This is a genomic window from Lentzea sp. NPDC051838, assembly GCF_040681245.1.
Lineage (GTDB): Bacteria > Actinomycetota > Actinomycetes > Mycobacteriales > Pseudonocardiaceae > Lentzea.
Window position 1 is genome coordinate 441,573 of record NZ_JBFAYI010000003.1, and the last position, 12,933, is coordinate 454,505.

At 69.6% G+C, this 12,933-nt stretch carries 13 protein-coding genes; 8 read left to right on the forward strand and 5 right to left on the reverse strand.

Going from position 1 to position 12,933, the window contains the following annotated elements; genetic code table 11:
• Positions 1 to 31 precede the first annotated feature (31 nt).
• Genes AB0M24_RS10500 through AB0M24_RS10520 form a run of 5 tightly spaced genes read left to right on the forward strand, consistent with a single transcriptional unit; the run spans position 32 to position 6,479 of the window.
• Positions 32 to 2,179: a hypothetical protein gene (locus AB0M24_RS10500; RefSeq protein WP_363763906.1), complete on the forward strand. Its 2,148-nt coding sequence runs from the start codon at positions 32 to 34 to the stop codon at positions 2,177 to 2,179.
• Positions 2,176 to 3,141 (forward strand): MoxR family ATPase, encoded by a 966-nt coding sequence (locus AB0M24_RS10505; RefSeq protein WP_363763909.1) that lies wholly within the window; start codon positions 2,176 to 2,178, stop codon positions 3,139 to 3,141. The genes AB0M24_RS10500 and AB0M24_RS10505 overlap by 4 nt, the downstream gene beginning before the upstream one ends.
• A gap of 10 nt (positions 3,142 to 3,151) precedes the next feature.
• A complete protein-coding gene (locus tag AB0M24_RS10510) occupies positions 3,152 to 4,258 on the forward strand; it encodes a DUF58 domain-containing protein (RefSeq protein WP_363763912.1) in 1,107 nt (368 codons plus the stop codon).
• Positions 4,255 to 4,485, forward strand: a complete 231-nt coding sequence (locus tag AB0M24_RS10515; protein WP_363763915.1) for a hypothetical protein — start codon at positions 4,255 to 4,257, stop codon at positions 4,483 to 4,485. Before AB0M24_RS10510 ends, AB0M24_RS10515 begins: the two co-directional genes overlap by 4 nt.
• Positions 4,482 to 6,479 carry a transglutaminaseTgpA domain-containing protein gene (locus tag AB0M24_RS10520; RefSeq protein WP_363763918.1) on the forward strand — a complete coding sequence of 666 codons (1,998 nt, stop codon included), beginning with the start codon at positions 4,482 to 4,484 and terminating at the stop codon, positions 6,477 to 6,479. Before AB0M24_RS10515 ends, AB0M24_RS10520 begins: the two co-directional genes overlap by 4 nt.
• On the opposite strand, the gene AB0M24_RS10525 is transcribed toward AB0M24_RS10520, so the two are convergent.
• The 3 genes from AB0M24_RS10525 to AB0M24_RS10535 form a co-directional block, all read right to left on the reverse strand.
• Entirely contained in the window at positions 6,480 to 7,328 is an 849-nt protein-coding gene (locus tag AB0M24_RS10525; RefSeq protein WP_363763921.1) for a hypothetical protein, read from the reverse strand. It lies immediately after the preceding gene.
• Between the two features lie 23 nt (positions 7,329 to 7,351).
• Positions 7,352 to 8,947: a serine/threonine-protein kinase gene (locus tag AB0M24_RS10530; protein ID WP_363763924.1), complete on the reverse strand. Its 1,596-nt coding sequence runs from the start codon at positions 8,945 to 8,947 to the stop codon at positions 7,352 to 7,354.
• Between the two features lie 63 nt (positions 8,948 to 9,010).
• On the reverse strand, positions 9,011 to 9,655 hold the full coding sequence (locus AB0M24_RS10535) for a DUF4230 domain-containing protein (protein WP_363763926.1): 645 nt from the start codon (positions 9,653 to 9,655) through the stop codon (positions 9,011 to 9,013).
• Positions 9,656 to 9,913: 258 nt separating this feature from the next.
• On the opposite strand from AB0M24_RS10535, the gene AB0M24_RS10540 reads away from it, so the two are divergent.
• From AB0M24_RS10540 to AB0M24_RS10550, 3 genes are read left to right on the forward strand one after another with little or no spacing between them, the layout of a single operon-like run.
• The gene (locus tag AB0M24_RS10540) at positions 9,914 to 10,804 is read left to right on the forward strand and encodes a PAC2 family protein (protein ID WP_363763929.1); all 891 of its coding nucleotides are present in this window, start codon (positions 9,914 to 9,916) and stop codon (positions 10,802 to 10,804) included.
• Between the two features lie 10 nt (positions 10,805 to 10,814).
• Positions 10,815 to 11,174, forward strand: coding sequence for an MmcQ/YjbR family DNA-binding protein (locus tag AB0M24_RS10545; RefSeq protein WP_363763933.1), 360 nt, complete (start codon positions 10,815 to 10,817; stop codon positions 11,172 to 11,174).
• Positions 11,175 to 11,687: a YciI family protein gene (locus AB0M24_RS10550; protein WP_363763936.1), complete on the forward strand. Its 513-nt coding sequence runs from the start codon at positions 11,175 to 11,177 to the stop codon at positions 11,685 to 11,687.
• Here the strand turns inward: AB0M24_RS10550 and AB0M24_RS10555 are convergent.
• Positions 11,684 to 12,139, reverse strand: coding sequence for a dihydrofolate reductase (locus tag AB0M24_RS10555; protein ID WP_363763939.1), 456 nt, complete (start codon positions 12,137 to 12,139; stop codon positions 11,684 to 11,686). The genes AB0M24_RS10550 and AB0M24_RS10555 overlap by 4 nt on opposite strands.
• Entirely contained in the window at positions 12,136 to 12,933 is a 798-nt protein-coding gene (locus tag AB0M24_RS10560) for a thymidylate synthase (protein WP_363763942.1), read from the reverse strand. The genes AB0M24_RS10555 and AB0M24_RS10560 overlap by 4 nt, the downstream gene beginning before the upstream one ends.

Consider the following 12,933-nt stretch of genomic DNA (forward strand, 5'->3'; position numbering starts at 1 on the left):
TAGCATCCCCGGCGGGCGAGGGAGGGCGCGCATGTCTTGGTGGCACCGGATCAGACGCATTATCTCCGGTGGAGGGCGGGAATCGGCGAGTTTCGTCGCGGCACTGCTGGGTGTTCTGGTGCTCGCGGGCGCCGCGCTCGGGCAGGGCATCTCCCGGACGTCGGTCGAGGTGTCCGACGGGCTCACCTGGCTGGGTGATGACCAGCGCGGTGAGGTCGTGCAGGTGAACCCGGTGTCGGGCAAGCCGCAGACCCGGTTGCAGGTCAGCGGGCCCGACTCGCAGCTCGAGATCGCGCAGGAGGACGGCCGGCTGATCATCCTCAACCGGCGGACCGGCGAGATCACGGTGATCGACCTGGCGACTCTGCTGGCGTCCGGTCGCCGGCAGGCGCCGCCCGGTGCGACGAGCAAGGTGCTGGTGTCGAACGGGATGGTGTACGTCGTCGACCGCACGACCGGCACGATCCACATGGCTGACCCGTTGACGCTGGCGGATGTCGGTCAGCCCTGGCAGGCCGGGCAACCGCTGGCCGACGCCGTGGTGGACGAGCGCGGTGTGCTGTGGCTGGTGGATCACGGCGGCACGCTGCGGTCGCTCGACTGGTCCGACGACGAGGAGCGCTTCCAGGAGCGCACGCATCGGCAGGTCACCGGTGCCGGGCCCCGTACGGTGCTGGTGCCGCACGACCAGGGCGTCACGCTGATCGGCCTCGACGGTGGCGTCGTGGTGCGCGATGGCACGGGTGACGACGTGTCGTCGTCCACCGATCGCACGGATGCCGAGGTGATCGCCGCGCAGACCGCGCCGACGGACCTCGTGCCCGCGTCGGTGCCGGACTCCTCCGTGGTCGTGCTCGTGGTCGACGGCCAGGTGATGCGCGTGGACGTGGGTGCGCTGGGCTGTCCGAAGCCGGGGCGGCCCGCGGTGTTCCGCGACAAGGTCTACGTGCCGTGCAAGGGATCCGGCAAGGTCATCATCCTCGACCGCGGTGGTCGTCGTGGTGGCGACGACGTCCGCACGTCGGGTGGGTCCGACCCCGAGCTGGTGTTCGACGACGGCCGGTTGTTCGTGAACGTGCCGGGCTCGTCGACGGGTGTGCTCGTCGACTCCGACGGTGAGACGCGGTCGTTGACGATCCGCAGTCCTGAGCTGCCGGTGAAGGACCCGGACCGCTCGCCGCCGCCGTCCGTGCCGCCGCCTCCGCCGCCGAACCCGAACGAGCCGACGAAGCCGCCGCGCAACCCCGGCAACAACGGACCGACGGACGTGAACACGCCACCGACGTCGGCTTCCTCGACGCCGCCTTCCACTCCGGGTGGTTCGGCTCCGGCCGCGCCCGCGGGTGTGACCGTGCGGGAGAAGTCTCGCTCCGCTTCGGCAGTCGTCGTGACGGTGAGCTGGACCGCGGCTGTGTCCACGGATCCTGTCGTGGGCTACACGGTGTCGGGTTCCGGGTCGTTCTCCGGTGGTTCGGTGTCGGCTCAGTCCGGTGGTACGACTGCTGACCTTTCGTTGCCGTGTGCGGGTTCGACGTTCTGCAACAGCGGCCGGTTGGACGTTTCGGTGCGGGCGTCGACGGCGACTCAGGCCGGTGCGGCGGGCATGGCGGCGTTCACGGTGACAGCTCCCAACACGCCGCCTCCGAACACCCCGCCGCCCAACACGCCTCCGCCGAACACCCCGCCCCCGAACACGCCTCCTCCCAACACTCCGCCGCCGACGACCACGACGACGCAGCCGCCGCCTCCGCCGCAGTTGCCCACGGCCGGTGTCGTGGTGATCACGGGGGCCTCTGGTACGCGGACGAATCCGACGCGCCGGTTGACGTTGGCGCCGCCCGCCGACTGGGCGAGCCACAACGGGCGCTGCGAGGTCGTAAACAAGACCTACGGGTTCTCGGTCGGCATCGCGTGCAACGCGACCTCGGCGACGATCGACGTGGACGAGGGCAGCAACGCGCTCGTCGTGCGTGCCTATGCGGCGTCTGGCGCGGGCCAGGTCGACTCGGCACAGCGCAACGCGCTGTTCACCTACGACGAGTGCAACGGCAAGCCGACGTGCATCCCGCGCATGGCGCCTGCGGGTGCTGGAACGGCGCCCGCCGGTGCGGGTGGACTCGGGTTGCTGGCGTGCGCGTTCCTGTTGCGCATCGGTGTACGCAGAGATGAGGAAAAGTGATCGACACCGGTGAGGTTTCCGCCTTCCGCGACCTGCACACCCGGCTCGGTGACGCGGTCGAGAGCGCGGTGCGCGGCAAGCGCGACGTGATCGACCTGGTGCTGGTGGCGATGTTCGCCGGCGGCCACGTGCTGCTGGAAGACGTGCCGGGCACGGGAAAGACGACGCTGGCGCGCGCGGTCGCCGGTGCGTTGGGCGGCGTGTCGCGGCGTGTGCAGTTCACGCCGGACCTGCTGCCGTCGGACGTCACGGGCACGTCGGTCTACGACCCGCAGACCGGGCAGATCCGGTTCCGGCCGGGCCCGGTGTTCGCGAACATCGTGCTGGCGGACGAGATCAACCGCGCGGCGGCCAAGACGCAGTCGGCGTTGCTGGAGGTCATGGAGGAGCGAACCGTCACGATCGACGGCGTCGGGCACGCGGTGCCGGACCCGTTCCTGGTGGTGGCGACGCAGAACCCGATCGACCTCGACGGCACGTACCGGTTGCCCGAGGCGCAGCTGGACAGGTTCATGCTGCGCACCTCCATCGGCTACCCGTCGGTGGAGGACGAGCTGGACGTGCTGCGTCCCGGCAGCGGTGCCGGGCGGATCGCCGACGTGCGCACGGTGACGTCGCCGCGCGAGGTGAGCGCGTTCAGCGGTCGGTTGCAGCTGCTGCACGTCGCCGACCCGATCCTGCAGTACATCTCGGCTCTGGGCACGGGCACGCGGTCGGACGAGCGGTTGCGGCTCGGCACGTCGACCCGTGGCCTGCGCACGCTGGTGCGGTGCGCGCAGGTGTACGCGGCGTCGAAGGGGCGGCATTTCGTCGTGCCGCAGGACGTCCAGGACATCGCGGATCCCGTGCTGGCCCACCGCCTGGTGCTGACGCGGGAGAGCGTGCTGGCGGGCGTGACGACGTCCGAGGTGCTGGCAGACGTGCTCTCGCGCGTTGCGGTGCCCAAGCCCGCGTCCCACTGATCGGGGCGCGATGAGACTCACGTTGCGCGGCACCGGAATCGCGGTGCTGGGCCTGCTGATGCTCGGTGTCGGCCTGTGGTGGCGTTACGCGGGCATGGCGGCGTTCGGCCTCGCTCTGTCTGCTTTGGTTGTGGCGTCTGCGGTTTCGGTGCTGGTCGCGTCGCCGTTGACGGTGTCGCGGACGGTTCGGCCGCGCACGGTGCCCCGGCTGGCGCGGTGCAACGGCCGGTTGGAGCTGTCGGCTGTCGGGCGGTGGCCTGTCGCGCTGGACGCTGTGGACATGGTGGCGGGGTCGGCCATGTCGGTCGACGTGCCGTTGTTGAAGCCGGGTGTGGTCGAGTCTGTCGACTACGCGATCCCGACTTCTCGCCGCGGCGTGTTCGACGTGGGGCCGTTGACGTTGCGGCGCAAGGGTTTGGCCGGTTTGGCGCAGGCGCGGACCGTGCTGGGCGAGGTCGTGCAGGTCCGGGTGGTGCCGCGCGTGCTGCCGGTCCGCGGCCTGCCGTCCGGCGCTCGTCGCGGCCAGGTCGGTGCCGACGAACGCGTCGAGCGCGGTGGTACGGACCTGGTCGGTCTGCGTGAGTACGTGCCGGGAGACGACCTGCGGCGCCTGCACTGGGCGACGTCCGCGCGCACCGGCACCCTGATGATCCGCGAGGACGCCGACCCCGCCCGCCCGCACCTGGCCGTGCTGCTGGACGACAGCGTTTCTTCTTATGTTGAGGCGCAACGGTTCGAGGAGGCGGTGGAGGTGGCGGCGTCGCTGATCACCTCGGCACTGGAGCAGGGGCATCCGGTGCGGCTGCTGACGTCGTCCGGCGGGGTTGATCTCGAGGAGACGCAGGACTCGGCGCCGATCCTGGCCGCGTTGGCGGACCTGGAACTGCAGGACGTGGATGGCCGGCCGACCGTGCCGGTGCGCGACCTCGACGTGGTGGCCGTGGTGAGCGGGACGTCGGTGCCCGCGCTCGTGCTGGAGGCGGGCCGGGCTGCCTTCGGGGTGGTGCTGGTGGTGGACGAGAAGCGGCCGGTGGGGGCTGCCGGATCGGTGCTGGTGATCAGCGGCGGCCGTGCGGAGGATCTCGTCGACTCGTGGAACGCGGTGGTGGCACGGTGAGGCGCGGGGTGGTCGCGGCGGAGCGGGTGGTCGGACGGTTTCGGCCCGCGATGGTCGGGGTGGAGCGGGATGCCGGACGGCTTCGGCCCGCTGTGGATCCGACGGCCGGACGGTTTCGGCCCGCGATGGTCGGGGTGGAGCGGGATGCCGGACGGCTTCGGCCCGCTGTGGATCCGACGGCCGGGCCGCTTCGGCTCGCGGTGGTCGTGGGGGCGGTGGCCCGATGAAGTACGCGTGGGTGGCCGCGGTTCTGCTGGTCGGTTCGCTCCAGCTGGCCCGGGCGTGGGACGGCGCGTTCGTCTACTTCGGACTGGCCGCGTTCGCCGGGTTCCTGGCGCTCGCCCTGAAGCGGCTTGTGCCAGGCGGTTTGGCCGGTCTGGCCGTCATGACGCTGGCGATGACGGGCGGGTTCTTCGCGGCACGTGGCGCGACTCCCGACCGCGACCCGACGTGGGTGCTGCTCGACACCGTTCCCCGGCTCCTCACCGCTGCCCGTCCGGCTCCCGCGACGCCCGAACTGCTGGTGCCGGGGTTGTTGCTGATCATCGGTGTGTCCGTGGTGACCGTGCTGTCGGTGACCAGGCGGGGAACGGCGCTGTTCGTGCCCGCGTTGGGCGCGGCGGTGCTGTACGTGTCGGCGGCGCTGCTCACCACGGGGCGGTCGGACCGGTACGGGCTGGTGGCGTTGTTGTTGGTGGTGCTGCTGGCGTTGGGCTGGCTGATCATCGACCGGCGTGGTCCCGTGGTGCCGCCCGCTGTGCTGGCGGTGACGTTGGCGGCGTTGACGTTGGTGGCGTTCGTGTTGCCCACCAATGGTTTTGAGCCGCGCAAGCTCGTGACGCCGCCGGTCACCGAGGTGGCGCTCTCCAACCCGTTGCCCCAGCTGGCCGCCTGGGCCGCGCAGGGGGACGCGGAGCTGTTCCGGATGCGCGGGCCCGAGGTGCCGGTGCGGCTGGTGACGTTGAGCCGGTACTCGGGCGCGTCGTGGGAGGCGGCGTCCACGTACGGGCCGCTGGGTGTGGTGGACGCGCCGGACCTGCCGATCGGCGGCAAGTTCCAGGACGCCAGCGTCGACCTGACGATCACCGGGCTGCAGGGCGAGTGGCTGCCCGGCGTGGGGAAGCCGCAGGCGGTGTCGCTGAGCAACGCCATGGTCGATCCCGACACAGGGTCGTTGGTCGTGGCCGAGGGGCTGAAGACCGGGCTGAGCTACACCGTTCGCGGGGTGGTGGAGACGCCGGCGGACACGGACCTGGCCTCGGCCTCGGTGCCCACTGACGCGACCCGGTACACGGCGTTGCCGAGGTTGCCGTTCACGTTGGCGGAGTACGCGCGACAGGCGACGCAGAACGCGCGCACGCCGTACGAGAAGGCCGTGGCGCTGGAGCAGGTCGTGCGCCTCAACCGGCGGCCGGACGCCGAGGCGCCGGTCGGGTCGTCGTACGCGCGGCTGGAGACGTTCCTGTTCGGTGGCGCCGGTGAGTCCGGGGCCGGGGCGGGAACGGCCGAGCAGTTCGCCTCGGCCTACGCGGTGCTGGCGCGGGCCGTGGGCTTGCCGACGCGGGTCGTGGTCGGGTTCCAGCCGGTGCCGGAGCAGAACGGCGAGCGAATCGTGCGCGCCGCGGACGCCACCGCCTGGCCGGAGGTGTACTTCAGCGGGTGGGGCTGGGTGGCGTTCGATCCCGTGTCGGGCAACGGAAGCGGGCCGAGCGCCGCCTCCAAGCGCGAGGTGCTGAACCGGCTCGCGTCCACCACGGCCAAGCCGACGCCGACGTCGCTGCCCTCGGTGCCGCCGCTGGTGCAGCCGACCGCGGTGAAGCCGGACGCCGTCGCCGCGCCTCAGGCTCCGGCCGGGTTCCCGTTCTGGGTGTTCGCGCCGGTGTTGCTGTTCCTGGCCTTGTACGTGGCGCGGACGTCCCGGCGGCTGCGGTTGCGGGCGGCGGGTCCGGTCGGGGCGTGGAACGAGGTGCTGGACTCGTTGCAGCTGGCCGGGTTGAGGCCGCGGCCCAGCCGGACCGTGCCGGACGTGGCGCGGGAGTGGGGCGAGGCCGGGGCACGGCTCGCGGTGATGGTGGACCACGCCGCGTTCGCCCCTGCGCCCGTGCGGGCCGAGAACAGCTGGCGGCTGGCGCGTCAGGTGCGGAAAGCGGTGCGGCGCAAGGCTTCCTGGTGGCGCAAGGTGGTGTGGGCGGTGGATCCGAGGCCGCTGTTCCGGCGGTGACTACGTGCCCTGGTTCAGCTTCTTCAGCAGCCACTTCAGCAGTCGGGGTTCGCGGGGTTCCAGGCCGAATTGCGTGATCGCGAACTCGAAACGCCCTGAGCACCAGCTGGCCGTTTGCACAGTGAGCGGTACTTTCCAGACGAGGTTCCGCCGGACTTGGATCTGCGGAACCGTCAGCGCTACCCGCAGGTTGAGTGGCGGATCTCCCTGTCTGAGGCAGAAACCCGCGTCGTCCAGGAACGTGACCATGTCAGATCTGAGGCAAAGCGGAGCATCTGGACGCGTGTCGAGCCGTGTCACGAGCATCAGCTTTCCCGACACATCGGTGTTGCCATTGTTCTTCAGTGTCAGGACAGTTTCGTACGTACCGGCGGCATGGACTCGCTCGACTGGCTGGGCGAGTACGACGTCGAGGTTCGGCGCGGCCTCGATGTGAATCGGCAAAGGTTCGCTGGAACACCAGGTGCGCTCGCCGGTCTCCCGGACGAGGACCTTCAGCACGTCGGGGCCGGCGGTGGCGGACGACGTGCAATGTACGTTCAGGCGAAGCTTGATCGTATCGTTCGAACCTAGTTGGATCGCCTCATCTGGTTCCCGATCTGCGATCTTCCACGGCAGACCTGTGGTGGTCGCGCTTTCCACTTCGAGTTCCAGCACTCGGCTGCGACAGGTGCGGTTGATGATCGTGAGGTGGAAACATTCGGTGGCGCCGACTCGCAGGTGTACCTGGTCGCGCTGGTGCTTGAAGTAGACGCCGAGGTCGTCCGACTGCGCGGCGATGCTGACGTCGCCGTTGATCGTCCCGGCCTGCACGACATTGCCCGCCACCGGGCCCGAGACCTCGTTCACCATGGACAGGAAAGCCTCCGGTATCAATTCTTGTTGGCGCAGACCTTGTCCGAGCTGCCGCGTTCCCCGGTGTAGGCGATGGCCGCGATCTGGAAGCAACGCCGCTGCCCGCCGCCGTCCTCGATCACGTACTTGGTGCCACCGCCGGTCACCGTGACCAGGGCGACGGCGTCCTTGCCGGTCACGTCGATCACCACGAACGAGGCGTTGCCGTTGCTCGGGTCTGACCACTCGAGCTCGATCGCCTTGCCCTTGTACTCCGCGCGCTTCAGGACCGGCATGAACTTCGGGTCGGAGTTCGGGGGTGGGCCCGCGTCGGCGGAGTCCGAGGTCGGGACCGGGATCGTGGTGGTCACGGGCGCCTGGGACTGCTTGTCGGCAGGGCGGTTGAGCAGCAGGCCCGCGAGGACGCCGCCGGTCACCGCCACCACGGCGAGCAGAGCCAGGACGCCGCCGCGCTTGCTCTTGCGGACCGGGGCGGTCATCGGTTCGGCGGGCGGCAGGTCGACGGTCGGCAGCACGGCCACCGGGGGTGGAGGTGGCGGCAGGACGACGTCGTTGCGGCGGTAGGTCAGGTCTTCCAGCTGACCGCGCCACGAGTTGTCGGGTTCCGCCTCCGCCTCGGGTTCCGGCTCGGGCTCGGGCGGCACGAAGCCGCGCGGGCCGAAGCCGGGCGCCTCGGTCGGGCCGTCCGGGTAGAAGACGGTGCGTTCGCCGAGCATCGTCGTCGAGTCCGGGTCCACAACGGACACTGCGGTACCGGAGCTGACCGCCATCAGGGTATCGCGGAGCTCCAGAGCTGAGGAGAACCGTTCCGCGCGGTCCTTGCGCAGGCAGCGGTTGATCACCGCGCCCAGCGAGGCCGGGACGTCGAAACGGGTCAGCGCGCGCGGTTCGGCGCGCGAGACGCGGCCGACGTAGGACAGCAACGTGTCCTCGTCCGGGTTGTCGGACGCGAACGGCGGCTTGCCCTCCAGCAACGTGAAGAGCGTCGAGCCGAGCGACCAGATGTCGTCGGCGAACGACGGGGTGCCGCCCTCCAGCATCTGCGGTGCCGCGTGCCGGTAGCTGACCATCTGCAGCGACGCTGAGTGGCCCGCGTCGGCGCCTCGGGCGATGCCGAAGTCGGCCAGGACGTACGAAGTCGGGAGCACCAGGACGTTCTGCGGCTTCACGTCGCGGTGCAGGATGCTCTGGCCGTGGGCGAACGCGAGCGCGTCGGCGACGGCGATGCCCGCGGACACCACGTCCGGCACGGGCAACGGGCCCATGGCGCGCAAACGGTCGTGCAGCGAGCCGCGTTCGTAGTACTCCATGACGATGCACGGGCGCCCGTCCGGCAAGGTGCCCGTGTCGAGCACCGTGACGATGTGCGGGTGCTGGCGGCCGAGCTCGACCGTGATGGCGAGCTCGCGGCGGAAGCGGGCCACCGTCGCGGGATCGGTCACCTGCAGGACCTTCACGGCGACGTCGCGGCCCAGGCCGTCCTGGCGCGCGCGGTAGATCGTGCCCTCGCCGCCCTGCGCGATCACACGGAATCCGCTGTAGCCCGGCAACGCGATCTCGGGTGCCGTCGCGGCACCTCCGGTGGGTGCCCAGGCCATCAGATCGTCTTCCACCAAGGGATCCTAACCCGCTGCGGACGGCTCACCCCGACGTTCGGGAGCCACAGCGCGAAAGGTTCAGTCCGTGAGCACCTTCACCTGGAATCCCAGCGACTGCAGCATTCCGGTGAGCATCACGCGGGTGTTGTCCTCGGCGCGCTTGAGCAGCTCGGACTTCCGCGCCGCCTCCGCGATCTTGGCCTCACCGGCGACGTAGAACCGTTGCACGTCAGGTGGTCCCGCCAGCGCCTGGAGATCGTTGATCAGCCCGCGCTCCTGGCTGAAGACGTACGAACGGTCGTGGTGCAGGTTCGGCTTGTCCAGCTGGGGCTCGGGGATGCGCAGTTCGACCGTTTTGCCGTCCGGAGACAGGATCAGACCGTCGTCCTTCAACGATCCGAGGTCGACGTAGGCGTTCACCGACCCGGCCGCGACGAACAGCGTGCGCTCGCCGGCCAGGGCAGCAGGCACCCACTTCACGTCGTTCTCGATGTCCAGCACGACCTGGAACTCGCCCGCCGCCGCGTGGTACTGGCTGAGGTCCCGCACCGACTTCAGCATCGCGGGCTGGCTGCGGTCGATCGACTCGTCACCGAACGGCTTGAACTGCCCGAACACGTACAGCGCCGCGCCGAGGAGAATGAAGACGGCTGCGACCAGAGCTCCACGCGTCACCCAGCGCTTGTCCACGACGTTCGTGTACCCGTGAGGTGATGCGCTCACACGGTCCGTGTGGGCTAATCGACCCGTGCGGAAGCAGTGTCTTTCGGCGAGGTTGGCGTGTTCATGAGGTGATGCGCTCACACGAGCCGTGTGGGCTAATCGACCCGTGCGGAAGCAGTGTCTTTCGGCGAGGTTGGCGTGTTCATGAGGTGATGCGCTCACACGGTCCGTGTGGGCTAATCGACCCGTGCGGAATCAGTCCCGTGTCCACATGGTTGGCTTTGGACGAGACTGAAACGACGGTTTTGGAGGCATGCGGTGCTGGACCCGGAGAACCTGTACGAGGTGGACTCGGAGGTGCCGGACCTGACAGGTGCGGTGCTGCTGCACCACTTCGAGGGCTTCATGGACGCCGGTGCCGCGGGCCGTCTGCTCGCCGAGCACCTGCTGGAGTCGCTCGAGAGCCGTGTCATCGCGCGCTTCGACATCGACAGCCTGATCGACTATCGGTCGCGCCGACCGTTGATGACGTACGCCACGGACCACTGGGAGGACTACGCGGCTCCCGAACTGGTCGTGCACCTGCTGTGGGACAGCGCGGGGCACCCGTTCCTGCTGCTCACCGGCCTCGAACCGGACCGCGGCTGGGAGGCGTTCGTGCTCGCCGTGCGCTCGCTGATCGACCGGTGGGGCGTGCGCCTGACCGTCGGCTTCCACGGCATTCCGATGGGGGTGCCGCACACGCGCCCGTTGAACGTCATCGGCCACGCGACGCGGCCCGAGCTCGTGTCGGAGTACCAGCCGTTCTTCAACCGCGTGCAGGTGCCGGGCAACGTCTCGGGGCTGCTGGAGTTCCGGCTCGGCCAGGCGGGGCACGACGCGATGGGCTTCGCGGCCCAGGTGCCGCACTACCTCGCGCAGTCGCAGTACCCGACCGCGGCCGTCACGCTGCTCGATGCTGTCGCGCGGGCGACAGGTCTCGCGTTGCCCATCGGATCGCTGATCGACGCAGCTCAGGCCGCTGACGCCGAGATCCACCGGCAGGTAGCGGAATCGGAAGAAGTAGCCCAGGTGGTGGAAGCGCTCGAGCGGCAGTACGACGCCTTCATCCAGACTGTCGGGAACACCGACCTCCCCAGCGCGGACGAACTGGGCGCCGAGTTCGAACGGTTCCTGGCCGAGCAGCAGCGTCCGCCGGACCACCTGTAGGGAGCTAGTGATGGCCACCTGGAACGACGTGCGCCGGATCGCCACCTCCATGCCCGACGTGACGGAGCGGGTGCGGGAGGGCGTCGTCGACTGGAGGGTCAAGGAGAAGCTCTTCGTGTGGGAACGGCCCCTGCGCAAGACGGATCTGGCGGCGTTGGGGGCTTCGGCGCCGGACGGGCCGATTCTGGCCGCGCGGGTGCCGGATCTGGGGGCCAAGGAGGCGTTGCTCGCCTCCGACGAGTCGGTCTACTTCACCACACCGCATTTCAACGGGTATCCCGCGATTCTGGTGCGGTTGGAGCACATCGAGGTGGGGGAGCTGGAAGAGTTGATCGTCGAGGCGTGGCACGCACGGGCGCGGCGCAGGTAGATGGAGTTCTTCTGCTACCACCGGGATCGGCCCGGGTCGTTGCCGTTGCGGGAGAAGCTGATCGAGGAGCACTGGTCGTACATGGACCAGTTCTCGCTCATCGCCCGCGGACCGACTTTCGACGGCGATGTGCTGACCGGCAGCGTGCACATCGTCGAGGTGCCGGACGCTGCGGCGGCTCGGGCGTTCGCGTTCGAGGAGCCGTGTTACCAGGCGGGGGCTTACCGGGACGTGCTGGTGCGGCGGTGGCGCAACGTGCTCGGGCGGACCATGTGGGACTCGCCTGGCGGCGGGGGACACCTGGTGATCGGACTCGGCTCCGGCGAGCCCGTGGATCTTGAGCCCGCGTGTGCTGACGGCGTGGTCGCGTTCGGGCCGTTGCTGTCCGACGACGGCACCACGTGGCTCGGCACGGCGGCATTGGTGCGATCCGACAATCCGGTGGCGGTCCTGACAGCTGACCGGTACGACTCCGTCGAGGTGCACGAGTGGCAGCCGGGTGGCCGCCGCTAGTAGCTCACGAACCGGTAGTGCAGGCCCGAGCTGGACTCCTGCCACTCACCGATCTGCACGGGCTCGCGGTCGATCTTCGGCGCGTACGTGTCACCTTCGAACGACTCGCGGATCTCGGTGACCTCGACGCGGTCCGCGAACGGCAGCGTCGCCGCGTAGACCGCCGACCCGCCCATCACCCACAGGTCGCCGGTGACGTCCGCCAGCGCCTTCTCCAGGCTGTCGAACGTCTCCGCGCCTTCCTGAGGCGTGCGCGACAGCACGAGGTTGCGGCGGCCGGGCAACGGGCGGAAGCGCGGCGGCAGAGACTCCCAGGTGAGGCGGCCCATCAGCACCGCCGCGCCCGCGGTGGTCTCCCGGAAGTGCTTCATGTCCTCCGGGATGTGCCACGGAATCGCGTTGTCGCGGCCGATCACACCGTTCGCGGCCTGCGCCCAGATCAGGCCGATCACACCGCCACCGGAGCCTTGATGCCGGGATGCGGGTCGTAGCCCTCGATCGTGAAGTCCTCGTACCTGTAGTCGAACAGCGAATCCACGGACGCCATCTGCAGCGTCGGGAACTCGCGCGCATCGCGGCTGAGCTGCAGCTCGACCTGCTCGACGTGGTTGTCGTAGATGTGGCAGTCGCCGCCGGTCCAGATGAAGTCACCGACGCCGAGACCCGTCTGCGCGGCGATCATGTGCGTGAGCAGCGCGTAGGAGGCGATGTTGAACGGCACGCCGAGGAACAGGTCCGCGCTGCGCTGGTAGAGCTGGCACGACAGCTTGCCGTCGGCGACGTAGAACTGGAAGAACGCGTGGCACGGCGGCAGCGCCATCTGGGCGATCTCGCCGACGTTCCAGGCCGAGACGATGATCCGCCGCGAGTCCGGGTTCGTGCGCAGCGTCTTCAGGACCTCGGCGATCTGGTCGATGTGACCGCCGTCCGGGGTCGGCCACGAACGCCACTGGACGCCGTAGACCGGACCGAGCTCGCCATCAGGGCCGGCCCACTCGTCCCAGATCGTCACGCCGTTGTCCTGGAGCCACTTCGCGTTGCTGTCGCCGCGCAGGAACCACAGCAGCTCGTACGCGATCGACTTGAAGTGGACCTTCTTCGTCGTGATCAGCGGGAAACCCGCGGCGAGCGGGTAGCGCAGCTGGTGGCCGAAGATCGACCGCGTGCCGGTGCCGGTGCGGTCTTCCTTGCGCACGCCCTCTTTCAGGACGTGGCGGAGCAGGTCTTCGTACTGCGTGTCGGCCAT

What these genes read in the sequence shown, in the direction of transcription:
- AB0M24_RS10500 (WP_363763906.1), top strand. Translation starts at nt 32, where the DNA reads ATGTCTTGGTGGCACCGGATCAGACGCATTATCTCCGGTGGAGGGCGG.
- AB0M24_RS10510 (WP_363763912.1), top strand. Translation starts at nt 3,152, where the DNA reads ATGAGACTCACGTTGCGCGGCACCGGAATCGCGGTGCTGGGCCTGCTG.
- AB0M24_RS10520 (WP_363763918.1), top strand. Translation starts at nt 4,482, where the DNA reads ATGAAGTACGCGTGGGTGGCCGCGGTTCTGCTGGTCGGTTCGCTCCAG.
- AB0M24_RS10545 (WP_363763933.1), top strand. Translation starts at nt 10,815, where the DNA reads ATGGCCACCTGGAACGACGTGCGCCGGATCGCCACCTCCATGCCCGAC.
- AB0M24_RS10550 (WP_363763936.1), top strand. Translation starts at nt 11,175, where the DNA reads ATGGAGTTCTTCTGCTACCACCGGGATCGGCCCGGGTCGTTGCCGTTG.
- AB0M24_RS10560 (WP_363763942.1), bottom strand. Translation starts at nt 12,933, where the DNA reads ATGGCCGACACGCAGTACGAAGACCTGCTCCGCCACGTCCTGAAAGAG.